Consider the following 25,917-nt stretch of genomic DNA (forward strand, 5'->3'; position numbering starts at 1 on the left):
CCTTTGAGATAGAGGCCGTATCTTTTCTTGTCAAGATTGCCTGAAAAATTTGACAGGCGAATGATGGTTAATTTGCACCGTTCGCGAAGGGATCGGGTGGCCCAACATGCGGAGGGCCGGGTGGCCCGCTCCGCATTTGGTGGTTCGGTTTGCAGGATCAACCCGCGATGCGCAGGTTTGACAGTTCGTCGCCGATCTGGCGGAAGGTTTCGGCCAGCTCGCCGCCCGTGGTATTCCAGAACAGTTTCGCTGGCTTGCCGCCGTCGAGGCGAACACGGGAATCGGACGAGCAGGTTTTTAGCAGCTCCATCTGGGCTTTTTCGTCCGTCTTGCTGCTGTTCAGGTCCACCGCGACGGTCATAATGATGATGTTGGCATTTTTCGCGTTGTTGCAAAGCGTAGCAAAGCGGGCATTCATCGCTTTGGTGTAGACGCCGTTATCTTGTGAAACAGACACGCCGCTTTCCTGAAAGAGCCGGGTCTGGCTGTAGCCCTTCGTGGTGCGGCTCGTATAGCCATGCGCCGAATAGTAGGACAGATTGCTGGCCTTATCCCTGTTCGATCCTGCTAGCGAATTATAGGTGTAGTAGGTATTAGCGCCGTCGGTGAGCACGATGACGACCTTGTCGTTGCCGCGGTCGGTCGACGGGCGACCCTCCGTAAAGGGCGCGCCCTGGACGAGCGTGCGCCAGCCCCAAGCCATGCCTTCGGGCACATTCGTACCGCCATTCGGTTGCATGGCCTTGATGGCCGTCTTGATCGTGGCCTTACCCGCATCGTTGGTGATATCAGTCAGGCGCGTGATGGCTGTAGTAGTACAGCTGTAATTCGGGCCACCGCCATCAGAACGCTTCGACAGCACGTTGTTCAGATAATATTTCTTGAGGTCTTTCTGGCGGGCCGCGCCGCTCAATTTCAAATCGTCCGTCCACCAGCTGTTCAGCGTAAGATTCGTCGGGTTGTTTTTCGAATCGACATCGTAATATTCCGCCGGACCAAACATTGGCACGAACAGGGTTTCCGGTTTGCTCTCGGTTGGGGGCGTCACGTCCAGCGCCAATGCTCCGGGGCGCGCTTCGACACATCCCGCCCATGGAATCCAGGAGGCGGACGAACGCTTTGCAAGATCGGCATAGAGCGCGGCGCGGGAAAATGCCTTGTTGTTGTCCGTGCCCCAGCCGCTGCCCGATTTGAAGTAAAGGCCGCTGCCTTTCGGGTTTTCGACGATGCTGCGCGTATTATCGATCTCAACAGGCAGGGTGAAGTTTTCGAGGTTGACCGGGGAGGTCCCGCTTGGGTCCATCCATGTTTCTTTAAGATAGCTCGGCCCGACATTGACCGATCCGGCAAAAGGCACGAGCGAAAACTGTATCGGCTTTTCAACACGCGTAATCAGCGCCGATTGTGCAGCCATGGTGTCGACAAGCTGCGTTGCGGCATCTTTAAGCAACTGCAGACGTTGCTTGTTCGAACCTGCGCCGGTGTCATTCATCGAGCCTGAATTATCGAGCACCAGCGCCACTTCGACGGTGTTCTTCAACCGCACGAAGGAACTCATCGCATATTGCTTGTTGTCCCAATCGTCCGCCGAATTGGTCAGCTGGGCTGCGATGGAACCAAACAGCGATGGATATCGGAAGCTTGCGGTGGCCTCGATCTGCTGGTCATCGTTCGATGTTCGCGGAAAATTGATGGCAAAGGCGACGCGGTCTGCGGCAAGGGCGGTCAGGTTCACATTGAAGACCTTGCCGCCATAGGCCTGCATGTCGGCCTCGCTCGCGCCGGTCGAAAAGCGCTTGCCGACCGCCAGCGCCGCAGCGTCGAGCGCGGCCTGCACGTTGTTGCGGGTGCGCATGAGATTGGTCGCATCGATCGCGACCATACCGACAAGGAGCAGCGGCACCAGCAATATGGCGGTGATCATCGCGAAATTGCCACGCTCATCCCCGCGAAACCGGTTTGCTCTTTCGGCAAGGCGTCCGAAATTGGCCTTGCGCGCAAAGCCGGTCACACAGGCAGCGCATAGCCGCCTTGCTGGTCCGCTCCAGTTATTCAAATCCACGCCCGCCCGAAAGGTTGTGTTGCTTTTGGTTGAACCGAAAGGTTGTGCGCTGTTCCTAGCAGCATCTCTCTAACAGTCGGTCACGAAGCGCGGTAAATGATCGGTGAATCTGCCAGTAAGCTTATTAAGTCTTTCCTGATGGGGTGTTTAGACGCGGCGCTTTCTCGGCTTATTGGCGGTAAAGCTCGTGACAGTTTTGATCGGCTGCGTTAGATGGAGCCCATGCAGCGCAGATAAGCGGGCAATGCTCGCCTCAGAAATGGAATATCAAGAGGAAGACTATGAAGCAGCTTGAAAGCCTCGATGACCTGGCCGGCCAGTATGACGTGTTCTTCTGCGACGTCTGGGGCGTGGTGCATAATGGCGTTGCTGCACATCCGGCTGCTGTCGATGCGCTGAAGCGCGCCCGCGCCAGAGGCGTCACGGTCATTCTCGTCACCAATTCTCCGCGCCCGCATCCGGGTGTCGAAGCGCAGCTGGAAATGCTGGGCGTGCCTGCGGATACCTATGACCGTGTCGTCACCTCCGGCGACGTGACCCGCGATCTGATCGCCGAAGGTCCGCGCAAAGTTCTGCATATCGGTCGTGAGAACGAATTGTCGATCTATGACGGGCTGGATGTGGAGCTGGTGGAAGAATTCGAGGCCGATGGTGTCGTTTGCACCGGTCTTGCCGATGACGATGTGGAAACGCCTGCCGATTACGCCGATCTGCTGCAGCGTCTGCGTTCGCGCAATCTGCCTTTCATCTGCGCCAATCCCGACATCATGGTTGAGCGCGGTCCGCGTCTTGTCTGGTGTGCGGGCGCTCTTGCGCGCGATTACGGCCAGCTGGGCGGGCGCACGTTGATCGCCGGCAAGCCGCATCGCCCGATCTACGAGGCGGCGCTCCATGCGGCGGAAGAAATTCGCGGCGGCGTCGTCGACAAAAGCCGTATTCTCGGCATTGGCGACGGTGTGCTGACCGATGTGAAGGGCGCTGCCGGTTTCGGTCTCGATGTGCTCTATATTTCGGGCGGCGTACACGCCGCCGATTATGCGGATAACGGGGCTGTCGATCTTGAGAAGATGGAAGCGTTTCTGGAGAAACACGGCCATCGCCCGGTCGCCTCGCTTTATGCACTCGTCTGATCAGCAAGCCCCGATATAAGCCAGTCAAGACTCAGGCACACCATGACGAACTCTGATTTCCAACGCCTTTCGGGAACCGACACCCTGCCGGAGCGCCTGCGCAATTGCGTGGTGGCCATCGGCAATTTCGATGGCGTTCATCGCGGACATCAGGCCGTGCTCGAGCGGGCGCTGGAAATCGCGGCCAAGGAAAATCTGCCTGCGGTCGTGCTGACATTCGAGCCGCATCCGCGCAGCTTCTTCAAGCCGGACGAGCCGATCGACCGCCTCACCGATGCGCGTGAAAAGGCATCAATCCTGCGGCATATGGGCTTCCATGCGGTGGTGGAACAGCCTTTTACCGCTGAATTCTCCAGCCAGTCGGCGGAGGATTTCGTGCAGCATATACTGGTCGAAAAGCTTCATGCCAGCCGTGTCGTGACTGGCTATGATTTCCATTTCGGAAAAGGTCGGCGCGGCACGCCGGAATTTCTCCTGCAGGCAGGCGAGGGCGCTGGTTTCCACGTCACGCTGGTCGATGCATTTACCGATGAGGGCGACAATCTCGTTTCGTCCACGCGGGTTCGCAATCTGCTTTGCGACGGCGATGTTGCCGGAGCGGCAGGTTTGCTCGGCTATCGCTATGCCGTTTGTGGCGAAGTCATCCACGGCAAGAAGCTTGGACGCACGCTGGGCTTCCCCACGGCCAATATGCAGGTCAGCGCCCAGACCAGCTTGAAACATGGCATCTATGCCGTCCGCTTCCGCAGGCAGGATGGCAGTCTGCATGACGGCGTCGCCAGTTTTGGTCGCCGCCCGACGGTGGATAGCGACGGTAAACCGCTTCTTGAAACATTCCTGTTCGACTTCTCCGGCGATCTCTACGGCGAAGACGCCTGCGTTTCGTTCTTCGGCTTTTTGCGGGGTGAAGTGAAGTTCGACGGGCTGGACGCGCTGATCGTGCAGATGAAGCGCGATGAAGAAGAGGCCCGCGCCTTGCTGGCCGGCGCGCGCCCGCTTTCAGAGCTGGATCGCGCTCTTTCTTTCAGGTGAATTGTAAAGAGCTATTTTTCCACCTAAGATTTAAGTTAAATTTTACGTATTTCGGTCAGAGAGTGTTAAACACCTTGCGCACTTTCGAGGTGCTGTTTGTCGGAGATTTGTTTTGCGTATTCTCTCACTGGCCCTCGTTGCAGGCACTCTCATTCCCTTCGGTTCCATCGCTTATGCCGCCGATGTGCAGCAGACCGATATCTATGCCGCGGAGACGGTTCAGCCGACCCGCAAGCATTTCTGGTCTGGTGACTGGTATCTCAAGGTCGGCGCCGCCGGGCTGGTTGCGCCCAAGTTTGAAGGCTCGAACAAATATCGCTTTTCCGCGCAGCCGCTGATTTCGCTCGGCCGTCAGGGCGAGTCGACGCGGTTTTCCTCGCGCAACGACAATGTCTCTTTCGCACTGATCGACAACAACCGCATCCGCGCCGGTCTGGCAGGCAAGCTGCTGTTCGAACGCGACGACGACATTCACGGACTGAAAGACACCAAGTTCGGCGGTGAAGTGGGCGGCTTTGCCGAAGTCTATCCGACCGACTGGATGCGCGTGCGCGGCGAGGTGCGCCAGGGCATTCGCGCCCATAAGGGCGTGGTTGCCGACATTTCCGCTGACGCCTTTTATGATGTCACGCCAGTCATCCGCGTTTCTGCGGGTCCGCGCGCGACCTTCGCGTCGAAGGACTATTTCAAGACCTATTACGGCGTCGATGCCGAGGAATCTGCTGCTTCCGGCCTGTCGGAATATAATCCCGGCGGGGGTTTCAAATCGGCCGGTTTCGGCGGCGCCATCAACTGGAAGGCGACCGACAAGATCGATACCAGCCTGTTCGGTGAATATACCCGCCTGCAGGGCCCGGCGAAGGATTCGAGCATCGTCAAGGAGCGCGGCTCGCGCGACCAGTTCATGGTTGGCGTGTCGGCGACCTATCGCTTCGACTTCTCGCTTGACTAAGACCATTCGGCAGCCAATGCCGATGCTACTGTGAAGATATTCAGGGGCAGAGATGCAGTTTTATTGCGTCTTTGTTCCCCTGGCCTCTTTATTCCTGCAAAGCTCATTGCTAAAAGCGTGCCCATGATGACGGATTTTCGGCTTATCATGACGGCCATACGAATTATTGGCCCGGCCTCCCGCTTTGCCTGAATGGCTGTTTTGCCAGGCAATAACTGGTGGGGAGGTCCGGGAACGACCGGCTGTGCTCTTACAGTCCCCCTGTTATCGTTGATCCACATGCCCGCCATTTCTGGCCGAGGCTCCACAGGCGAATACCCATCATGACCGAGACGACCAAGATCGATTACTCAAAAACCCTCAATCTGCCGCAGACAGAATTTCCGATGCGCGCGGGCCTGCCGCAGCGCGAACCGCTGTTCGTCGAGCGCTGGGAGGGGATGAACCTTTACAAGAAGCTGCGCGAGCAGGCGAAAGACCGCCCGCTCTATGTGCTGCACGATGGCCCGCCCTATGCCAACGGCAATATCCATATCGGCCATGCGCTGAACAAGATCCTTAAGGACGTCATCACCCGCTCGTTCCAGATGCGCGGCTTCAACTCGAACTATGTTCCGGGCTGGGATTGCCACGGCTTGCCGATCGAGTGGAAGATCGAGGAAAAATATCGCGCCGAAGGCAAGAACAAGGACGAAGTACCGATCAACGAATTCCGCAGGGAATGCCGGGAATTCGCCGCCAACTGGATCAAGGTCCAGACGGATGAGTTCAAGCGCCTTGCTATCCTCGGAGATTTCGAAAACCCCTATACCACGATGAACTTCCATGCTGAATCGCGTATCGCTGGCGAGCTTCTCAAGTTCGCGGCTTCCGGTCAGCTTTATCGCGGTTCCAAGCCGGTGATGTGGTCGGTTGTCGAACGCACCGCGCTCGCCGAGGCCGAAGTCGAATATCATGATGTCGAGTCGGATATGATCTGGGTCAAGTTCCCGGTCGCTGGTCAGAACGAACTTTCTGGCAGCGATGTGGTGATCTGGACGACCACCCCATGGACCATCCCCGGCAACCGCGCCGTGTCCTATTCGTCGCGTATCGCATACGGGCTTTATGAAGTCACGGAAGCCGAGAATGATTTTGGCCCGCGTCCTGGCGAAAAGCTCATCTTCGCCGACAAGCTGGCCGAAGAAAGCTTCGCCAAGGCAAAGCTTCAGTTCAAGCGCCTGCGCAGTGTTTCGTCCGATGAGCTTGGCAAGGTCGTGCTCGATCATCCGCTGAAGGGCTTTGGCGGCGGCTATGAGTTCGCAGTTCCGATGCTCGACGGTGACCATGTGACCGACGATGCGGGCACGGGCTTCGTCCACACCGCGCCAAGCCATGGCCGCGAAGACTTTGAAGCCTGGATGAACAATGTTCGCGAGCTGGAAGCGCGCGGTATCGATCCGAGCATCCCGTTCCCGGTCGATGATGGCGGCTACTATACCAAGGACGCACCGGGCTTTGGCCCGGACCGTGAAGGCGGCCCCGCGCGCGTCATTGACGACAACGGCAAGAAGGGCGACGCCAACAAGTCGGTGATGGATCAGCTCATTGCTCGTGACAAGCTCTTCGCCCGTGGTCGCCTGAAGCACTCCTATCCGCATTCCTGGCGTTCTAAGAAGCAGGTCATCTTCCGCAACACGCCGCAATGGTTCGTCTATATGGACAAGAACCTTGGCGACGGCACCACACTGCGTTCGCGCGCGCTGAAGGCCATCGACGATACGCGTTTCGTCCCGGCTGCCGGTCAGACGCGCCTGCGTTCGATGATCGAAGGTCGCCCGGACTGGGTGCTTTCGCGTCAGCGCGCTTGGGGCGTGCCGATCTGCGTTTTCGTGGATGAGGAAGGCAACATCCTTCAGGATGATGCGGTCAACAAGCGTGTTCTCGATGCATTTGAAGCGGAAGGTGCCGATGCATGGTTTGCCGAAGGCGCACGCGAGCGTTTCCTCGGCAACCGCGCCGATGAGCCTTGGGTGCAGGTGCGCGACATTCTGGACGTTTGGTTCGATTCCGGTTCGACCCACACCTTCACGCTGGAAGACCGCCCGGACATGAAGTGGCCCGCAGACGTCTATCTCGAAGGCTCGGACCAGCATCGCGGCTGGTTCCATTCGTCGCTTCTCGAAAGCTGCGGCACGCGCGGTCGCGCGCCATATAATGCCGTCGTGACCCATGGCTTCACCATGGACGAGCACGGCAAGAAGATGTCGAAGTCGCTCGGCAATACGGTTACGCCGCAGGACGTCATCAAGGAATCCGGTGCGGATATCCTGCGTCTCTGGGTCATGACGACCGATTATTGGGAAGATCAGCGTCTCGGCAAGAGCATCATCCAGACCAATATCGACGCCTATCGCAAGCTGCGCAACACCATCCGGTGGATGCTGGGCACGCTGGCGCATGATAAAGGCGAAAACGTCGCTTATGCCGATCTGCCGGAACTTGAACGCCTGATGCTGCATCGTCTGACCGAACTGGATGAAGTCGTCCGCTCCGGCTATGATGCGTTCGATTTCAAACGCATTGCGCGCTCGCTGATCGATTTCATGAATGTCGAGCTTTCGGCCTTCTATTTCGATATCCGCAAGGACGCGCTTTACTGCGATGCGCCGTCTAGCGTGCGCCGCAAGGCCGCATTGCAGACCGTGCGCGAAATCTTCGACCGCCTGACGACCTGGCTGGCGCCCATGCTGCCTTTCACCATGGAAGAAGCATGGCTCGACCGTTATCCGCAGTCGGTTTCGGTTCATGCCGAGCAGTTCCGCCCGACGCTGGCCGAATGGCGCGACGACGTGCTGGCTGAAAAGTGGCGCAAGGTGCGCGCGGTTCGCCGCGTCGTGACCGGCGCTCTCGAACTGGAACGCGCCGACAAGCGCATCGGTTCGTCGCTGGAAGCTTCGCCGGTGGTCCATATCTCCGACAAGAGCCTGAGCGATTCGCTCGATGGTCTCGATTTTGCGGAGATCTGCATCACCAGCGGCATCTCGTTCAGCGATGCAGCGGCACCGGAAGGCGCTTTCATGCTTGGCGATGTGAAGGGCGTGGCCGTTGTGCCAGCGCGTGCCGAAGGCGAAAAATGCGCGCGGTCGTGGCGCTACACCACCGATGTGGGTTCCGACCCGGAATTCCCGGAAGTGTCGGCGCGCGATGCCGAGGCACTGCGCGAATTGAAGGCGCTCGGCAAGCTCGACGCCTGATTGCAGAGATCGCAATCCGCTCCGGTTTCATCCGGGGCGGATTGTTTGTTTGCGTGACAGGGGTTGCAGCCTTGCGCGTGAACATGGTGAAATAGCGGTTAATGCCGGATTGCCGCATGGGTTGCTCTCATGTACAAGGCAGTCCTCGGAAAATTTACGATCTGCCTTGGAGTTGCCGGTTTTTTGAGGCAAGGCACGCTGGAGCAAGCCTCGCGAACAAAGAATCGACAGGCGTAAAAGAAGTGGCGCTAATGAAGATTGACGGACGAGTTCTGATACTTATGACGGCTGTAGCGGGTCTTTCGCTGTCAGGCTGCATGTCATCGCCAACCTACGGAACGGACAAGACGTCGGGCGCACAGCTCCTTGACGACGTTTCCAATATGGCGAGCTTCGGTCAGGGCAAGAACAAGAAAGAACGCATCGACTACAAGCCGCGTCCCGATCTTGTACGTCCGGCTCCGGGCGACAAGGGTCAGCTTCCTGCGCCGCAGGACAATGTTGCAAGTGCGGGTGGTGCAAACTGGCCAGAATCGCCGGAACAGCGCCGTAAGCGCCTGCGCGATGAAATCACGGCCAACCGTGACAATCCGAACTTCGTCTCTCCGATCGAAGCTGACGGCCCGGTTGCAAGCAATTTGCAGACGGCGCTGCCGGGCGGCAACAGCCGCCGCGAAGAATATGATTCCCGTTTACCGAACGCCGATCCCAAGAAGATCGCCGCGCTGAAGGCAGAGCGTGCGGCGCAGACGCAGGGGTCGGCTACCAACCGCAAATATCTGAGCGAGCCGCCGCTTGCCTATCGCCAACCGGCGTCCACCGCCGCTACCGGCGAACTGGGTCAGGATGAGGCGCAAAAGGAACGCGAGCGCAAGAAGGCCGCTGGCAAATCCAAGGGCTGGCGCGATTATCTTCCCTGGAACTAATTCCGGAATTATTCTGTAACAGTTTGAGCAGCCATGGCGCGAATATCCGCCGTGGCTGTTTTGTTTAGGACATAATAGAGACATACTCTTTCAAGATGAATAAAGGTATTGTTTCGTAATAAATTTATTTTTTTAATATTGTTCGAGATGACATCTATTTGATTTCAATCAAAGACATCATCGCTGGCATAAGGCACCGTGCCACTTTCAGTTATAGGATACAGTTCAATGGCCAACGCAAACACGATCTGGGACAGCCGCAATGGTTATGGCGTTGTCTCCCGAAGCTTTCACTGGTTGATGGCCCTCTTGTTTCTCTGGCAGTTCATGTCGGCCATTCTGCGCGTCTTCGCCAAGGACAGCGCGATATATAGTTTCTTCTGGTCGATGCATCACCAGCTTGGTTTCGCATTGCTGGTGCTGGTTTTGTTGCGTGGCGTCTGGGGTATTTTGAATCTCGGTCGCCGTCCGCAGACAGACGGTCTTGTGGGCAAGATGGCATCGCTTGGGCATCTGGCGATTTATGGGCTGATGTTTGCCGTCCCGGCGCTCGGCTTGTTGCGTTCTTATGGCAATGGGCATGGCTTTTCGTTTCTCGGTCTGCAAATTTTCGCGGAGACAGGCGTGAAAAATGACGCGTTGACATCTCCGGGCAATGCTTTGCACGGCTTGCTCGGCTGGGTTCTGCTGGCGGTCATCGGCTGCCATGTCTTCATGGCGCTTTTCCACCATTTCGCGCTGCGTGACGACACACTGCGCCATATGACGGGGCATAAGGCTCGCGGCTGATAAGCCCCCGTGCCTTACGGGAATTTGAGGATAAAGAACCCCGGAAGAAGACATAAGGCGGCGCAGAGGCAATAGGTATAGCCAAAGCAATCGCGCCAGATTCTGGCCACTTCGGCTTGATCCTTATGGTCCGGTTCGGACGCCGCCGTTTTTGCGCGAATGCGTGTGATGATCTTTGCAAGACCTGCTGCGACGCCAATGACCAGCAAAGCCCCCGCCAGAAATAGCAGTTCAATAAGATATATGGACCGGGTCACCAGCCCTGTTCCATAGGCCCAGCTGTATATTTGCCTCTGAAAAGATAATGGCCCGAACGCCAGCAGCAGGGAGAAAGCGGCGATACAATAGAGACCAAAGCGTTTGCACCTAATGCTGACGGGCGCTGGTGGCTGGCTTTCAAACTCTGCCAACTGGCGGCGAAAGCTTCGCGCCTGAATCCAGGGCATGTAAAAAATCGCAATGACGCCGACCAGAATATAATTCAGCACATCTTCCGCCGAGATTGCCAGTGCGGGAAAATATCGATTGATAACAATGACCGCGCCCAGCCAGCTGAGAAGCAGGACAGCGATCAGCGGCATGAGAAGCGCAAATACCAGAATATTCTGTCGGCGGCTGATAGTGGGGTCGGACATGCCGGTCAGCGTTTCTCGCGAAAAAAATCCTTGAGGATTTTCTGCGCTTCGCCTTCCGAAAACCCTGCATAGATTTCCGGTACATGATGACAGGTGGGCTGGGTGTAGAAGCGTGGGCCGTGTTCGACGCCGCCGCCTTTGGGGTCGGATGCGCCGTAATAGAGGCGGCGGATGCGCGCAAAGGAAATCGCAGCCGCGCACATGGCGCAGGGTTCCAGCGTCACGTAGAGGTCGCAATCGACAAGCCGCTCCGATTGCAGGGCCCTACCGGCCTGACGAATGACCAGCACTTCGGCATGGGCGGTCACGTCGTTCAGCTCCCGCGTGCGGTTTCCCGCGCGGGCGATGATCTGCCCTTCATGAACAACAACAGCGCCAATCGGCACTTCGCCGCGCGCGCCTGCAGCACGTGCTTCATCCAGCGCGGCGCCCATCGGTGTTGCCATGTCGGTAACGGTTGCGGGTGCCCGCTCTTTCATGCGCACTCCATTTCGTGCATTGATCGGGAAATTTCGCTCGCAAGCACTGGAGCGATTTGTTACTGCATAATTCTCGAAATCGAAACCGATTTGCGAACAGATTTATACGGCGTTTTCGTTCCAGACATTCCTTTGCCTGCTTTCGACGGTGCAAGGTGATACGGAAACGCTGCTGAGAGGCCAATACCAGATGACTAAAGACGACGATAACAAGGGCGGCAAGCCGCCTCATGGCCGTAGTGGACGCCCCGAGGGTCGTTCGGGCGGACGCCCGGCTGGACGCGGCGGCGACCGCCCCGGTCGTGACAGCCGACCGCGCCGCGATGAAGGCGACCGGGATGACGCGCGCCGCGCCGGTCCGCGCCGGGGTGCCCCGCGCGATGTGGAAACCGAAGAAGATACCAGCGAACGCATCGCCAAGCGTCTGGCGCGTGTTGGCATCGCTTCGCGCCGCGAAGCCGAAACGATGATCGCCGCCGGGCGGATCGCGGTCAACGGCAAGGTGCTGGACAGTCCTGCGGTCAATGTGAAGCGCACCGACGTGATCACGGTTGACGGCAAGCCGCTGAAACAGGCCGAGCGCACCCGCCTGTGGCTCTACCACAAGCCTGCGGGTCTCGTGACCACCAATCGCGATCCGGAAGGTCGCCCGACCGTGTTCGACGCACTGCCAGCTGAAATGCCGCGCGTGCTGTCGGTTGGCCGTCTCGACATCAACACTGAAGGGCTTCTGCTGCTCACCAATGATGGCGGGTTGTCGCGGGTTCTGGAATTGCCGTCTACCGGCTGGCTGCGCCGCTATCGCGTGCGCGCCCATGGCAAGGTCACGCAGCCGCAGCTCGATGAATTGAAGAACGGTATCGCTGTCGATGGCGTGTTCTATGGCAGCATCGAAGCCGAGCTTGAGCGTGTTCAGGGCGCGAATGTCTGGATCAATATTGGTCTGCGCGAAGGCAAGAACCGGGAAGTGAAGAACATTCTGGGCGCGCTTGGTCTGACGGTCGGTCGCCTGATCCGCGTGTCCTTCGGCCCGTTCCAGCTTGGCGATCTTGAAGAAGGCGCTGTGCGCGAAATCAAGGGCCGCACGCTGCGCGACCAGCTGGGCGACAAGCTGGTTGAAGATTCCGGTGCCGATTTCGACGCGCCCATCTTCAACGAGTTCTCCAATGCCGCTGTGCAGGGCCGCACCCGTCGCGAGATGGAAGAAGCTCAACCGGAACAGGAAGGCGAAACCCGTCGCGCGCCGCGTGAGCGCGAATGGATTTCCAGCCGCCCGGAACGCCGTCGTGGACGCGAAGACAAGACAGAAAAGGTCGAGCCGCGCCGTCGCGGCAATGCCAATGTGTGGATGGCGCCCGGCGCACGTCCAAAGGGCGAGAAGGCCGCTACCAAGCCTGCTCGCGTCGAACATCAGATGCCGCATCGCGGCGCGAAGTTCAGCGGCGACATGCAGGTGCGTCCGCGCCGTTCGGACGATGCGGAGCAAGGTCGCGAAGAGGGCGGCGAACGCCGTTACAACAAGCGTCCGGAAGGCCAGCGTTCAAGCGGTCCGCGCGCTGGCGGCAAGCCGGGAGCGGAAGGTCGCTCTTACGGCCCTCGCGCCGAAGGCTCTCGTTTTGAAGGTGGTCGTTCGGAAACGCGCGAAAAGCGCGAGGATGGGCACAAGGAGCGTCGCCCCGGCAAGCGTGAGCGCGCCGAACTGCGCGATGCAGCTTCCGGCGAGCGCTCGCAGGGCGGTTTTGAGGGTCGCAAGACGTTCAAGTCTGACAAGCCATATAAGTCCGACAAGCCGGGCGGTGCGCGCGGCGAGGGCCGTTTCGGCGGTTCCGATCGCGACACGCGTTCAGGCGCGCGCAGCGGTGGCGCTCCACGCGGTTTCAGCGACGGCCCGCGTCGCGGTCCTGAAGGTGGAAAGCCAGCTGGCAAATCGGGCGGCAAGCCTGGTGGACGCCCGGGTGGAAAGCCGACCGGTGGCAAGCCCACCGGCGGAAAACCAGGCGGCGGTGGCAGATCGGGAGGCGGCGGTGCGGATCGTCGGCGGTAAGTTTCGCGGTCGCCCGCTGGTAACACCGTCCACCAACGCCATTCGCCCCACTACGGACCGCACGCGCGAGAGCCTGTTCAATGTTCTCGCGCACAGCTTTCCCGACAAGGTGGAAGGCGCGCGTGTGCTTGATCTCTTCGCAGGCACCGGCGCGCTTGGTCTTGAAGCCCTTTCGCGCGGCGCGCGATACGCGACCTTCGTGGAGGAATCCGCGGAGGGCCGGGGGCTGTTGCGCCAAAATGTCGAGGCGCTCGGCTTGCAGGGCCACACGAAGATTCTCCGCCGTGACGCCTGCCAGCTTGGCATTGTCGGCACGATGGAACCGTTCGATCTGATCTTCGCAGATCCACCCTATGGGCGGCGCATGGGCGAAAAAGCATTTTTATCGGCACTTCAGGGCGGCTGGCTTAATCCTGACGCACTTTTGGTGCTTGAAGAGGCTGCCGAAGCTTCGCTCGAGCTTGACGAACAATTTGTTGTGCTTGACGAGCGGAACTATGGCGGCACAATCATTCGGCTCATCCAAATCAAAGCCGATTGAGATGATTTGCAGCGGTGTTTGCCGTCGCGTTCTTTTTGTGCGGCGACGGTGTCGCCGATATTGATTTGAAGCATGCCGCCCGGAAAGGCCGGGCGGAAATGAAACCGATTGGAGATGTCGCTTGGTGAATAACACCTCCCTCCGACGCCTGTTTTTATCGACCGCTCTTGGTTTCGCGCTGGCTTTGCCGCTCGCAACCGGCTCCGTTGAAGCTCAAAATCAACCCCCTGCCCAAACCGATGCCGCCGAGCCAGCGCCCGCGCCACAGGCGCAAGGCGATCAGGCTGATCAGGCGGCTCTGCCGGAAATCACCCAGTCGGATGGCGTCAGCAATTTCACCTTGCCCAATGGCCTGAAAGTCGTGGTCATTCCCGATCATCGCGCGCCGGTGGTGACGCAGATGATCTGGTATCATGTGGGCTCGGCAGACGAAGTGCCGGGCGTTTCCGGCATTGCGCATTTTCTCGAACATCTGATGTTCAAGGGTACGAAAACCCATCCGGCAGGGGAATTTTCGGCCAAGGTCGCGTCGATCGGCGGCGAAGAAAACGCGTTCACCTCCTATGATTACACAGCCTATTATCAGCGGGTTTCGCCGGAAGCGCTGGAAATGATCATGGATTTCGAGTCGGACCGGATGGAAAATCTGGTGCTGAACGATGAAGCCGTGACGACCGAGCGCGAAGTCATTCTGGAAGAACGCCGCATGCGCGTCGATTCCACCCCGGCGGCCATGCTCAATGAAAACACCGATGCGGTGCTGTTCTATAACCACCCCTACCGCAAGCCGGTGATCGGCTGGCGGCAGGAAATGGAAAAGCTGAGCCTCAAGAACGCCATCGATTTCTATCAGCAATATTACACGCCGAACAATGCCACGCTGGTCATCGCCGGTGACGTGACGCCGGAACGCGTGCGTGAATTGACGCTCAAGACCTGGGCCCGCGTACCGAAGCGCGCTGAAGTTCTGCCGCGCGACCGCCCGCAGGAGCCTGAAAAACATGCCGCACGCGTGGTGACGCTGCATGATGCGCGCATTAGCACGCCTTCCTTCCGCATGTCATGGCTGGTTCCGTCCTATGCCAACGAAAAGCGCTTTCCCGGTGTGAAGCCAGGTGATGCGCCGGCGCTCGATCTCTTGAGCGAAATTCTCGGCGGCTCGACCCGTTCGCGCCTTTATCAGACGCTGATCGTCAAAAACGGCATCGCGGCCAACACGGGCGCAGCCTATGGCGGTGATGCGCTGGATGACGGCACGTTCTCGGTCTATGGCTCACCGCGCGACGGCGCAACGCTGGGCGATGTCGAGAAGGCGGTGGAAGCCGAGCTTGCGCGCATCGTCAAGGACGGCGTGACCCAGACCGAACTGGATCAGGCACGCAATCGCTTCCTGAAGGCGGTTATTTTCGCGCGTGACAGTCAGGCCGGTATGGCGCGGATTTATGGTTCGACGCTTTCTGTTGGCCAGTCCGTGGAAGATATCCAGAAATGGCCAGACCTTATCAAATCCGTGACGGTGGATCAGATTCGTGATGTGGCCGAGCGGTATCTCGTCAAGGACCAGTCGGTGACCAGCTACCTCCTGCCACCCGATGCCGAACCGGAAAATGCCCGTGAGAACCCCAACGCGCCCGCAAGCGGTGCCAGCGGCAATGGTGCAGAGGGAGCGATCCAGTGAAGACCATAATCATGCTGAACTTCAAACGCGTCTTTGCTTCTCGCGCTCGCTCGTTCGCAAGCGTTCTGGTCGCATCCATGACGCTTCTCGTGATTTGCGCATTGCCTGCGCGCGCCATCGAAATTCAGGAAGTTGTCTCGCCGAAGGGCATTCATGCCTGGCTGGTGGAGGACAGTTCGGTGCCACTGGTATCCATGCGCTTCTCGTTCAAGGGCGGCACGTCGCAGGACCCCGCAGGCAAGGAAGGCCTCGCCAATCTGATGACTGGCCTGTTCGATGAAGGCGCTGGCGATCTCGATTCCGATGCGTTTCAGGAACGGATCGATAATCTGGGCGCCGAAATGAGCTTCACCGCCACGCAGGACGCCGTTTCCGGCGGCGTTCGCATGCTGGCGGAAAATCGCGATGCGGTGATGGACCTCGTGGCGCTGGCGGTCAACAAGCCGCGCTTCGACCAGCCCGCCATTGATCGCATTCGCAGTCAGGTCGTGGCCAGCATCGAGGCTTCACAGCGCAGCCCCGGCACCATTGCCGCTCGCCGTTTCGCGGAAGTGCTTTATGGCAACCATCCCTATGCGCGTCCCGACGAAGGTACGGCGAAATCGCTCCAGACGATCACCCGCGACGATCTGGTGACGTTCCATCGCAAGAATTTCGCCCGCGACCGGCTGACCATCGGTGTGGTCGGCGCGATCAATGCCAAGGACCTTGGCGTGATGCTCGACAAGGTGTTCGGCGATCTGCCCGCAGCGGCTGAGCTTGTGCCGGTGCCTGACGTCAAGCTGGCGCTCGGCACCACTACCAGCCTCTCCTTCGATGTGCCGCAGACGTCGATCCGGTTTGTCTATCCGGCAATCCCGCGCAAAGACCCGGACTTCTTCGCGGCCTATCTGATGAACCACATTCTGGGCGGCGGCTTCACCTCGCGGCTTTATGCCGAAGTGCGAGAAAAGCGCGGTCTCGCCTATTCGGTTTCGTCGCAGCTGGTGTTGCATGACCATGTCACGGCCTTGGTGATCTCCACCGCGACACGCCCGGAAAAGGCACAGGATTCGCTCAAGATCATTCGCGAGCAGGTGGCAGCCATGGCGAGCGACGGTCCGACGGAAGCCGAACTTGCCGCCGCGAAAAGCTTCCTCAAGGGGTCTTACGCGGTGAACAATCTTGATTCTTCGGGCGCGATTGCCGAAACACTGGTCAGCTTGCAGGATGCGGGACTGCCGCGCGATTATATCGACAAGCGCTCGGCGCTTATCGAGGCGGTGACGCTCGATCAGATCAAGGCTATTGCCAAGAAGCTGCTCGATGCCGAACCGGCGATATTGATTTACGGACCCGCTAAGAGTTGAGGCTCTGCGATATTCGGGCAATGGCGGCCTGCAAATGGCGTGGTTTGAGTTTATGCGCATGATCTCATCCGAAAAGTCTGCAACTTTTCGGGATCATACGACTTCCGGTGCTCATGTACTTTAAGTACACTCCGCTCCGGTTCTCAAACCCCACCATTTTCGGCTCCCCATAGCCCGAATCTCATCAGAGCCTTGGGCGCCTAAAAACCGAAGATTCCTCTCAAGGGGATAGAGTGTTGGATAACGCCATGCCGTCATCGCCCCGCATTGCCGTCGCTTTCGGCGGCGGCGGCGCGCGCGGCATTGCGCATCTGCATATCATCGAAACGCTGGACGAACTGGGCATCAGGCCCGTGGCCATCGCTGGCTCATCCATCGGATCGATTGTCGGCGCGGGCATGGCGAACGGCATGCGCGGCACAGAAATACACGACTATATGGCGGCGATCTTCAATCGCCGTTCGGAAGTTGCGCGCCGCATGTGGCAGACGCGTCCATCCCGCTGGGTTGAACTGCTGAAAGGCGGCTTTCGCGTCAGCCAGTTCAACATCGAGAAAATTATCGATGCCTTTCTTCCGGCATCGCTGCCCGCCAATGTGGAAGATCTCAAGATTCCCATGAGCATCACGGCGGCGGACTTCCACGCCGCCAAGGAAGTTCAGATTGTCGATGGGGATTTGCGTTCCGCTATTGCGGCTTCCTGCGCCATTCCTCCGGTTTTCGCGCCGGTGCGCCGCAATGGCCGCATTCTTGTCGATGGCGGTCTCTTCAATCCGGTGCCGTTCGATCTTCTGTTCGACAAGGCCGATATCGTCATCGGCATCGATGTCGTTGGGGCACCGCCCGGTGATGACGACTATATGCCCACGACATTCGAAGCGGTCATCGGCGGTAATCAGCTGACCATGTGTTCGATCATCGAGAACAAATTCCGCATTCGCCCCCCGCATATTTTTCTGCGACCGGATGTCGGCCGCATCGGGCTGCTCGATTTCCTGAAATTCGATCAGATTCTCGACCAGAGCGCCGGGGTTCGCGAAGAACTGAAACAGGCCCTCGACCGCATTATCGAGGGCGATAATCTTCCGACGCTGTCCTAGCTCCCGCTTTATTCGGCGGGAATTGCATCTTCCATCGTATCGTCATTGGCGGCAGGCGAAGGCGCATCCACCGTCTTGTCGATGCGCTGGCCTTCACGCGTCGGCTTGACCAGAGGTTCAGGCGTAACGGGCTTGTTGAACAGCAAATGCCGCCCGGCCATGATGCCTTCCGACGCCTGAACATGCAGCCGGTCCTCGTCGCGCTGGCGTACATCCTCGCGGATGGCATAGGCGTTGTTCTCGGCCATGCCGAGACCTTCCAGCGTGCGCTGCCCGAAAAGCAGACCGGATTCGAAAGTTTCGCGCAACTCGTATTCCACGCCCTGCGCCCGCAACTGCAACGTATGCTCGCGGTCATAGGAGCGTACGAACAGGCGCACATCCGGATAATCCGACTGGATCAGGCTGACGATATGGTTGGTCGTTTCCTTATTGTGTGTGCACACCGCGACGATCTTGGCCTTGCGGATACCGGAAGCTTCCAGCACATCCTTGCGGGTGCCATCGCCGAAATAGATGCGGAAACCGAACTTGCCTGCTGCGCGTACGCGGTTGGGCGATTTGTCGATCACCGTCACGTCGATACCGCCAGCCAGCAGGATCTGCGATGCGATCTGGCCATAACGCGAGAAGCCGATCATCAACACGTCGGAACCGGCGCCTTCGAAATCCTCTTCGATTTCATCGACGGGCTTGTCCTTGATGAGAAGCTTCGAACCGATGGCCACCGAAAGCGGGGTCAGCGCCATGGATACGGTGACAGCCGCCACCAGTTCAGAGCCAAGCGCGCTGGAGATGATCGCCGCAGCCGAAGCAGCGGAGAACAAAACGAAGGCAAACTCGCCGCCCTGCGGCAGCAGGAAAGCGATGCGCACGGCGTCGTTATGGCTGGAGCGGAAGATGCGGCACAGAACATAGATGACGGCGATCTTCGCGACCATGAACACCGGCACGGCCAGAAGGATCGTCTTCCAATATTCCAGAATTACGCTGAGATTGAGCGACAGGCCCACCGCAACGAAGAACAGGCCGAGGAAAATACCGCGGAACGGTTCGATGTCGGCTTCCAGTTCGTGACGATAGGAGGATTCCGCCAGCAATACGCCAGCGATGAATGCGCCCATCGCCATCGACAGACCGGCGGCCTGCAACAATCCTGCCGATCCCAGCACGACGAAGAGGGCGGCGGCAATCATAACCTCGCGCGCGCCGGTATTGGCGATGATCCGGAACATCGGGTTGATCAGATAGCGCCCGGCAATGACGAGCGCGGCGATGGCCGCAACCGCCGTTGCCAGATGAAAGCCCGCGCTTGCCTGCGAGGGTTCATTCGGCGAGAGGGCCGGAATGATCGCCAGAATTGGAACGATGGCGAGGTCCTGAAACAACAGGATCGCGAAAGCGCGCTGCCCATGCTTCTGGTTGGTCTCGGCGCGATCCTCCAGCACCTGCATGGCGAAGGCCGTCGAGGAAAGTGCAAGACCGAAGCCGATGATGATCGCGGCCTCCGGGTTGAGGCCAGCCAGATAAATCCCGAGCGCGGTGAGAACCGCGCCACATAGCAGAACCTGTGCCGCGCCAAGCCCGAAGATGGCGTGGCGCAGCGCCCAGAGCCGCGACGGCTTCAGTTCGAGGCCGATGATGAACAGCAGGAAAACCACGCCAAGCTCGGAAAAGTGCAGGAATTCCTCGCCATCGGCGATGAGGCGCGCGACGGGGCCAATCGTGATGCCAGCGGCCAGATAGCCCAGCACTGTGCCAAGCCCCAGACGCTTGAACAGCGGTGCGGCGATGATGGCGCCGCCAAGGATCATCAGGGCCTGTAGGTAGAGATTTCCACCGGTCGGAATCATGCTGTGCGCTCTTGTGGTTCGGAGACGGACGGGTCTCGCGACGTGAGGATTTGGAGAAATGTGGACGGGCTTGCCTTGATGCCCCCCGATTTCGGCAATATAGAAACAAGATATGGCTGCAATCAGCCCAATGTCGACCAAATTGACGATATTTTTTTAGCAAGTCCCGGTCACGACCCGTTGCACAATGCAATGTCCGGTCAGGCGGAGGCGAGCTTGCCAAAGCGGGATTATGCAATGATTTCAGATAATTCAGCGGAAAAGCTGGTCGAGCGCGCGGCCCAGTTGGTGAAGGCTGCCCAACGTGCTGGCGCCGATCATGCCGATGCCGTGGTGATGCGTGCCCGCTCCGTCAGCGTCTCGGTGAGGCTTGGCAAGGTTGAGGGAACCGAATCGTCGGAGAGCGACGATTTTGCGCTGCGCGTCTTTGTCGGTCGGCGGATCGCCAGCGTTTCGGCCAATGCGGGCGCTGATCCGGACCGTCTGGCGGAGCGCGCCGTCGCCATGGCGCGCGTTGCGCCGGAAGATCCCTATGAAGCGCTTGTCGATCCGGCGCTGCTGGTAAAGTCGCCGCGCGATCTCGATCTTTACGACACGACCGAAATCGACACCGACCGTCTGACGCAGGATGCGCTGGCGACGGAAGCAGCAGCGCTTGAAGTCAAAGGCGTGACCAATTCCGGCGGCGCGGGCGCATCGCGCAGCCTCGGCGGGCTGGTGCTTGTCACCTCCACCGGCTTTGCTGGCCACTATGCCGCCACGCGCTTCGGTCGCTCGGTTTCGGCCATTGCGGGCGAAGGCACCAGGATGGAGCGCGATTATGATTTCAGTTCGCGGCTGCATTTCGCCGATCTCGATACGCCGGACGCCATCGGGCGCAGCGCCGGTGAACGCGCTGTGCGCAGGCTTGGCGCGCGACAGGCGAAGACCGGCCCGGTCACGGTGGTCTTTGATCCGCGCCTCGCACGCGGTATTGCCGGGCATTTGGCCAGCGCCATTAATGGCGCGTCGGTTGCGCGCAAGACGAGCTTTCTGCGCGACAGCCTGGGTAAGCAGATATTGAAGCAGGGCATCAACGTCACCGATAATCCGCTGCGCATGCGCGGCTCGTCGTCCCGTCCGTTCGACGGTGAAGGCATTGAGGGCCAGCCGCTGACCATGATTGAGGATGGCGTGCTGCAACACTGGCTGCTGTCCGGTTCCAGCGCCCGCGAACTGGGCCAGACGGGCAACGGACGCGGCGTGCGCTCGGGGTCCGGTGTTTCACCTGCCTCGACCAATTTTGCCATCGAGCCGGGCGCGCAGTCGCCGGAAGACCTTATCCGCGCTGTCGGCACGGGCTTTTATGTGACGGAAGTGTTCGGGCAGGGCGTCGATATGATCACCGGCCAATATAGTCGTGGCGCTTCCGGTTTCTGGATCGAAAATGGCGAGCTGGCCTATCCGGTCAGCGAAGTCACCATCGCGTCGAACCTCAAGGACATGTTCCTCAATCTGACACCTGCATCGGATATCGACCGCAATTTCGGGATGACCGCGCCTACCCTCGTGATCGAAGGCATGACCCTTGCCGGAAACTGACAAACAGAGCGAAGCCCGTGCAGAACTGGCGCTGTTGCGCGATGCCGCCCGCGAGGCCGGACGCATCGCCATGCGTTATTTCGGGCGCTCGCCGGAAGTCTGGTTGAAGGACGGTCACTCGCCGGTGAGCGAGGCCGACCTTGCGGTGGACCGCTATCTGAAAGACGTGCTTTTGACGGCGCGCCCCGATTATGGCTGGATTTCCGAAGAAACCACCGATGACCGCGCCAAGGCAAAGCGGCGGCGCGCTTTCGTCGTCGATCCCATCGACGGCACCCGTGCCTATATTGCCGGTCAGGACCAGTGGTGCGTGAGCATCGCGATTGTGGAGGACGGCAGGCCGATTGCCGGGGTTTTGGAATGTCCGGTTCGCAAAGAACTGATCGAGGCCGGGCAGGGACTTGGCGCGGTGCAAAACGATGCGCCGATCCATGTCAAACTGCCGCCGGAGGGCGGGACGCTCACCATCGCTTCGGCGCGTAGCGCAACGACCATATTTCCGGAAACATGGCGCGACAGGGTCAAGCTGCATGCCTATGTGCCGTCGCTTGCCTATCGTATTGCGATGGTGGCACGGGGCGATATTGCGGGCACCTTCATTCGGCCAAATTCGCATGATTGGGATCTGGCTGCAGCCGATCTCATCTTGAGTGAGTCGGGCGGGGCTATTCTGACAAACGATGCTCTTCCGCTCATTTATGGCGGTCCGACGCGGAGCCACGGCGCTCTTGTCGCGGCCAGCGGGAATTTGCTGCGTGAAATGTTGAGTGTTGTCGCGGAGTGACCGTTGGGTTAATCATGCCGCGAACCAAAATTGTTCAGGGATTATTGTCATGAGTGTCGAAGGCGACAAAAAGCAGCTTCTTCATCTGGTATTCGGCGGCGAGCTGTCCAAGCTTGGAACCGTACAATTCCGCGATCTCGAAAACCTCGATATCGTCGGCATCTATCCCAACTACGAATCCGCAAAAGCCGCCTGGAAGGCCAAGGCTCAAGCGACTGTCGACAACGCTCATATGCGTTATTTCATCGTGCACCTGCATCGGTTGCTCGATCCCGAAGGTGTGACCCTGCAGGCGGACTGAGCAGTTTGCCCGGTCCAGACCAACATATGACGGAAGGCGAAGAGCGGTCCGTTCAGCCCGCGGCCCAGCCCGACAGGCGCAAGAAAAAAGACGGCCTTGCCAAGCGTCTTTGGAAGCGCGTGCGCGGGCCGCTGGCGCAGTCAGCTGTCGTCAAGTCGATATTGGTCTGGCTCATCACGAGCTATTTCAAGCTTGTCTATTATACCAACACGCGGCTGAAGGGCTCGGCTGATCCGCAAGCGCTGGTCGGCAAGGACGATCCTTTCATCGTGACCTTCTGGCATGGCCAGCATCTGATGGGGCCGTTCATCTGCCCCAAGGGGATCGAACTGGTCGCCATGTTTTCGCGCAGCGCCGATGCGGAGCTGAACGCCCGCGTCGCGGAAAAGCTCGGTCTCATGACCGTGCGCGGGTCCGGCGGGCGCAGCTCGCGGGCACAGCCAGAAAAAGGCGGTGCGCGTGCGCTTCTCACCTTGAAGAATGCGCTAAAAAAAGGACAGTCGGCATCGATCATCGCCGACATTCCCCACGGCACGCCGCGTGAGGCCGGCGAGGGGATCATTTTGTTGGCGAAATTGTCCGGGCGACCGATCATTCCGGTTGCTTATGCCTTCTCGAGAAATCATGTTTTGGAGAAGTCATGGGACAAGACGACGATTCCACTGCCTTTTGGACGGTCCGTTGTTGTGCGCGCCGACAATGTCTGGGTAGATGCCGACGCCGATGAAACGCAACTGGAAGAAAAACGCATGGAACTGACGCGCCTGCTGAATGACGCCACGGTGCGCGCCTATGCGGCATTGGAGAAAGCGAAATGAGCGAACGCTGGGCGCGCAATATATTGTCAGCCTATCGCATGTTCGGCTCCGCCGCCTATCCCTTCATGGGGCCTTACATTGCCTATCGCGCGTCGCGCGGCAAGGAAGAGCGGCAGCGCCGTGGTGAGCGTTATGGCAAGTCAGCCGTCGCCCGCCCACAAGGTCCGGTCATCTGGGCCCATGCGGCAAGTGTCGGCGAAAGTGTTGCCATCACGCCGCTGATCGAAAGCATTGCCTCCACCGGCATTCATGTCGTGATGACCACTGGCACGGTGACATCTGCAAAGCTTGTGGCCGATCAGCTGGGCTCCAAGGTCATTCATCAATATGCGCCGCTCGACCTGCAACCGGCGGTCAACAAATTCCTCAATCACTGGAAGCCGGACCTCGCCATCGGCTGCGAATCCGAAATCTGGCCCGCGACGGTGCTGTCGCTCGGCGGTCGTCATATTCCGCAAGTGCTGGTCAATGCCCGCATGTCGGATCGTTCCTTTGCCAGATGGCAAAAGCGGCCCGCGCTGGCAGAAGCCCTGTTCGAAAATTTCGCTCATGTCGTGGCCCAGTCGGAACTCGACGGCGACCGTTTCCGCACGCTTGGCGCCCGCCCGGTCAGCGTGTCGGGCAATCTGAAAGTCGATACCACGCCACCGCCTGCTGATCCACAAGCGCTCTCCATGTTGCAGCGGCAGATCGCCGGACGGCGCAGCTGGGCTGCGATCTCTACCCATGATGGAGAAGAGGCAATCGCCGCAGAAGTGCATCAGATGCTGAAGGTGCGCTATCCGCATCTCGTGACGATCATCGTGCCGCGTCATCCGGATCGCACGCCTGCCATCGAAGCGATGCTGGCGGAAAAGGGGCTGAAAGTCACCAGACGCAGCAGTGGCTTGGCCGTTGAAGCGGATACCGATATTCTGCTCGGCGATACAATTGGCGAAATGGGGCTTTATCTGCAATTGACCGAGATTGCCTTCATCGGCAATTCGCTGACCAAAGAAGGCGGGCACAATCCGCTGGAACCGGCGATGATGGGTACAGCTGTGCTGACTGGCAAGAATGTGCAGAACTTCCGCGAGTCCTTCCAGCGCCTTATCAAGAATGGCGGCGCGCGCATCGTGAAGGACAGGAACATGCTCGCCGGGGCTATCAATTTCCTGTTCAACAATCCGCAGCATCTGCGCGGCATGATCAATGCGGGCGTCAACACCGTGAAGGATATGCGCGGCGCGCTTGATCGCACGCTTGTCGCGCTGGAGCCGTTCATCCAGCCGCTTGTGCTGCAGGCGCAGTTCCCCGGCAATCGCAACGAGGTTGCCTACGTCCACGGCGGCATCTGATATGGCGAGCGAAGCGCCGCCATTCTGGTGGGAAAAGCTCGACTGGCGCGCAAGATCACTGGCCCCTGCCGCCTGGATTTACGGGTCTATCGCCGGGCGACGCCTGATCCGGTCCGAACCACCCAAAATCGCTTTGCCCGTTCTCTGTATCGGCAATTTCACCGTCGGTGGGGCAGGCAAGACGCCCACGGCGATTGCCTTTGCCAAGGGCGCGAAGGCGCGCGGGCTGAAGCCCGGCATCGTCTCGCGCGGCTATGGCGGGAGCTATAAAGGGTTGCATGTCGTTGACCCCGGCCATGACAGCGCCCGCTATGTCGGTGATGAACCGCTTTTGCTGGCGCGCCATGCGCCGGTGGCACTTTCGCCCGACCGGGTGAAGGCCGCGCAGCATCTGCAATCGCTTGGCTGCGATTTCATCATCATGGATGACGGGTTCCAGAGCGCGCGGCTCCATGCCGATTTTGCGCTTTTGGTGGTGGATGCGGGGCGGGGCATCGGCAATGGCCGTGTTATCCCGGCGGGTCCATTGCGTGCGCCGCTGACCGACCAGATGCGCAAGACCGACGCGCTGTTGCGGATCGGCAAAGGCGATGCTGCGGATTTCGTGATCCGTCAGGCGGCCCGCGCCGGACGGCCGATCTATGAGGCCGCGCTTTTGCCTTCATCGTCGGCTACTGTTGCGGGGCAGCGCTGGCTGGCCTTTGCCGGTATCGGCAATCCCGACAAGTTTTATGCAAGTCTTGCACAGGCTGGCGGCGTCATCGCGGAAACGCGCTCGTTTCCCGATCATCACAGCTTTGAACCCGATGAAATCCGCGACCTGATCGATACGGCCCGCAGGCAGGGGCTGGGGCTGATCACCACGGCAAAGGACCATGTGCGTCTCGCCACAATGGTCGGTGTGCCGGCTGAATTTTTGTCGAAACTGGCGGTTCTCGATATCGATCTGAAATTCGAGCGCACGGATGCGCTCCATCATATCCTTGATACGGCGATCGAGCGCTTTAAAAGCCGGTCTTTATAAGGAAACTAAGCCTTCGTGCGGCTGCGCATTTCCGGGTTGAACTCAAGCTCACGCTCGAAGGAAATGAGGCCGGTCGCATAGGCTTCCTGCCGCGCAACGCTCCAATATTTCAATTCGTCCAGCGGAATCTGCGCGCCGGTAACGGCACAGAGCACATAGGAACCGTGCTTGACGATTTCATAGTCGCCGTCGAGATAACGCAGGACAGCTTCGGAGGATGAGCGGGGCGATTCAAATCTGTTCATGTGTGTAAAACCTTTGCACTG

22 protein-coding genes are annotated in these 25,917 nt (G+C 59.2%); 17 read left to right on the plus strand and 5 right to left on the minus strand.

Annotated elements, in window-relative coordinates:
• Positions 1 to 157: 157 nt before the first annotated feature.
• Positions 158 to 2,062, minus strand: coding sequence for a TadE/TadG family type IV pilus assembly protein (locus D8666_RS18030; protein WP_371830838.1), 1,905 nt, complete (start codon positions 2,060 to 2,062; stop codon positions 158 to 160).
• 281 nt (positions 2,063 to 2,343) lie between these two features.
• Between D8666_RS18030 and D8666_RS18035 the strand changes: the two genes are divergently transcribed.
• The 6 genes from D8666_RS18035 (at position 2,344) to D8666_RS18065 (ending at position 10,127) form a co-directional block, all read left to right on the plus strand.
• Positions 2,344 to 3,192 (plus strand): TIGR01459 family HAD-type hydrolase, encoded by an 849-nt coding sequence (locus tag D8666_RS18035; RefSeq protein ID WP_109367801.1) that lies wholly within the window; start codon positions 2,344 to 2,346, stop codon positions 3,190 to 3,192.
• 42 nt (positions 3,193 to 3,234) lie between these two features.
• Positions 3,235 to 4,224 (plus strand): bifunctional riboflavin kinase/FAD synthetase, encoded by a 990-nt coding sequence (locus D8666_RS18040; protein WP_109367800.1) that lies wholly within the window; start codon positions 3,235 to 3,237, stop codon positions 4,222 to 4,224.
• 112 nt (positions 4,225 to 4,336) lie between these two features.
• Complete coding sequence (locus D8666_RS18045) at positions 4,337 to 5,176, plus strand: MipA/OmpV family protein (RefSeq protein ID WP_109367799.1); 840 nt, start codon at positions 4,337 to 4,339, stop codon at positions 5,174 to 5,176.
• A 323-nt stretch (positions 5,177 to 5,499) separates the two neighbouring features.
• Positions 5,500 to 8,412: an isoleucine--tRNA ligase gene (ileS, locus tag D8666_RS18055; RefSeq protein WP_109367797.1), complete on the plus strand. Its 2,913-nt coding sequence runs from the start codon at positions 5,500 to 5,502 to the stop codon at positions 8,410 to 8,412.
• A 251-nt stretch (positions 8,413 to 8,663) separates the two neighbouring features.
• Positions 8,664 to 9,338 (plus strand): hypothetical protein, encoded by a 675-nt coding sequence (locus D8666_RS18060; RefSeq protein WP_109367796.1) that lies wholly within the window; start codon positions 8,664 to 8,666, stop codon positions 9,336 to 9,338.
• Positions 9,339 to 9,566: 228 nt separating this feature from the next.
• On the plus strand, positions 9,567 to 10,127 hold the full coding sequence (locus D8666_RS18065) for a cytochrome b (RefSeq protein WP_109367795.1): 561 nt from the start codon (positions 9,567 to 9,569) through the stop codon (positions 10,125 to 10,127).
• A 14-nt stretch (positions 10,128 to 10,141) separates the two neighbouring features.
• On the opposite strand, the gene D8666_RS18070 is transcribed toward D8666_RS18065, so the two are convergent.
• Positions 10,142 to 10,708 carry a hypothetical protein gene (locus D8666_RS18070; RefSeq protein ID WP_124915960.1) on the minus strand — a complete coding sequence of 189 codons (567 nt, stop codon included), beginning with the start codon at positions 10,706 to 10,708 and terminating at the stop codon, positions 10,142 to 10,144.
• Positions 10,709 to 10,767: 59 nt separating this feature from the next.
• Positions 10,768 to 11,241 carry a nucleoside deaminase gene (locus tag D8666_RS18075; protein WP_109367793.1) on the minus strand — a complete coding sequence of 158 codons (474 nt, stop codon included), beginning with the start codon at positions 11,239 to 11,241 and terminating at the stop codon, positions 10,768 to 10,770.
• Positions 11,242 to 11,431: 190 nt separating this feature from the next.
• On the opposite strand from D8666_RS18075, the gene D8666_RS18080 reads away from it, so the two are divergent.
• The 5 genes from D8666_RS18080 to D8666_RS18100 all read left to right on the plus strand — a co-directional run bounded on the left by D8666_RS18080 (position 11,432) and on the right by D8666_RS18100 (position 17,953).
• Positions 11,432 to 13,285 (plus strand): pseudouridine synthase, encoded by a 1,854-nt coding sequence (locus tag D8666_RS18080; RefSeq protein ID WP_109367792.1) that lies wholly within the window; start codon positions 11,432 to 11,434, stop codon positions 13,283 to 13,285.
• Positions 13,266 to 13,826, plus strand: a complete 561-nt coding sequence (gene rsmD, locus D8666_RS18085) for a 16S rRNA (guanine(966)-N(2))-methyltransferase RsmD (protein ID WP_109368034.1) — start codon at positions 13,266 to 13,268, stop codon at positions 13,824 to 13,826. Before D8666_RS18080 ends, rsmD begins: the two co-directional genes overlap by 20 nt.
• A gap of 124 nt (positions 13,827 to 13,950) precedes the next feature.
• Positions 13,951 to 15,504 carry a M16 family metallopeptidase gene (locus tag D8666_RS18090; RefSeq protein WP_109368033.1) on the plus strand — a complete coding sequence of 518 codons (1,554 nt, stop codon included), beginning with the start codon at positions 13,951 to 13,953 and terminating at the stop codon, positions 15,502 to 15,504.
• An 11-nt stretch (positions 15,505 to 15,515) separates the two neighbouring features.
• Positions 15,516 to 16,853, plus strand: a complete 1,338-nt coding sequence (locus D8666_RS18095; protein WP_171318674.1) for a M16 family metallopeptidase — start codon at positions 15,516 to 15,518, stop codon at positions 16,851 to 16,853.
• 236 nt (positions 16,854 to 17,089) lie between these two features.
• Positions 17,090 to 17,953: a patatin-like phospholipase family protein gene (locus D8666_RS18100; RefSeq protein WP_109367790.1), complete on the plus strand. Its 864-nt coding sequence runs from the start codon at positions 17,090 to 17,092 to the stop codon at positions 17,951 to 17,953.
• An 8-nt stretch (positions 17,954 to 17,961) separates the two neighbouring features.
• On the opposite strand, the gene D8666_RS18105 is transcribed toward D8666_RS18100, so the two are convergent.
• A complete protein-coding gene (locus D8666_RS18105; protein WP_109367789.1) occupies positions 17,962 to 19,806 on the minus strand; it encodes a monovalent cation:proton antiporter-2 (CPA2) family protein in 1,845 nt (614 codons plus the stop codon).
• 237 nt (positions 19,807 to 20,043) lie between these two features.
• On the opposite strand from D8666_RS18105, the gene D8666_RS18110 reads away from it, so the two are divergent.
• The 6 genes from D8666_RS18110 to lpxK are packed head-to-tail and all read left to right on the plus strand — an operon-like array spanning position 20,044 to position 25,651.
• Positions 20,044 to 21,387 (plus strand): TldD/PmbA family protein, encoded by a 1,344-nt coding sequence (locus D8666_RS18110; RefSeq protein ID WP_109368032.1) that lies wholly within the window; start codon positions 20,044 to 20,046, stop codon positions 21,385 to 21,387.
• Complete coding sequence (locus tag D8666_RS18115; RefSeq protein WP_109367788.1) at positions 21,374 to 22,171, plus strand: 3'(2'),5'-bisphosphate nucleotidase CysQ; 798 nt, start codon at positions 21,374 to 21,376, stop codon at positions 22,169 to 22,171. The genes D8666_RS18110 and D8666_RS18115 overlap by 14 nt, the downstream gene beginning before the upstream one ends.
• Positions 22,172 to 22,220: 49 nt before the next feature.
• Entirely contained in the window at positions 22,221 to 22,472 is a 252-nt protein-coding gene (locus D8666_RS18120) for a DUF4170 domain-containing protein (protein WP_109367787.1), read from the plus strand.
• 26 nt (positions 22,473 to 22,498) lie between these two features.
• Positions 22,499 to 23,290, plus strand: a complete 792-nt coding sequence (locus D8666_RS18125) for a lysophospholipid acyltransferase family protein (protein ID WP_109367786.1) — start codon at positions 22,499 to 22,501, stop codon at positions 23,288 to 23,290.
• Positions 23,287 to 24,627, plus strand: a complete 1,341-nt coding sequence (gene waaA / locus D8666_RS18130; RefSeq protein ID WP_109367785.1) for a lipid IV(A) 3-deoxy-D-manno-octulosonic acid transferase — start codon at positions 23,287 to 23,289, stop codon at positions 24,625 to 24,627. The genes D8666_RS18125 and waaA overlap by 4 nt, the downstream gene beginning before the upstream one ends.
• Before the next feature lies 1 nt (position 24,628).
• Positions 24,629 to 25,651: a tetraacyldisaccharide 4'-kinase gene (lpxK, locus tag D8666_RS18135; RefSeq protein WP_109367784.1), complete on the plus strand. Its 1,023-nt coding sequence runs from the start codon at positions 24,629 to 24,631 to the stop codon at positions 25,649 to 25,651.
• A 5-nt stretch (positions 25,652 to 25,656) separates the two neighbouring features.
• Here lpxK and D8666_RS18140 read toward each other — a convergent pair whose 3' ends face one another.
• Positions 25,657 to 25,896 carry a DUF2093 domain-containing protein gene (locus D8666_RS18140; RefSeq protein ID WP_109367783.1) on the minus strand — a complete coding sequence of 80 codons (240 nt, stop codon included), beginning with the start codon at positions 25,894 to 25,896 and terminating at the stop codon, positions 25,657 to 25,659.
• Positions 25,897 to 25,917: the final 21 nt, after the last annotated feature.

This window comes from Ochrobactrum soli (genome assembly GCF_003664555.1).
GTDB lineage: Bacteria > Pseudomonadota > Alphaproteobacteria > Rhizobiales > Rhizobiaceae > Brucella > Brucella teleogrylli.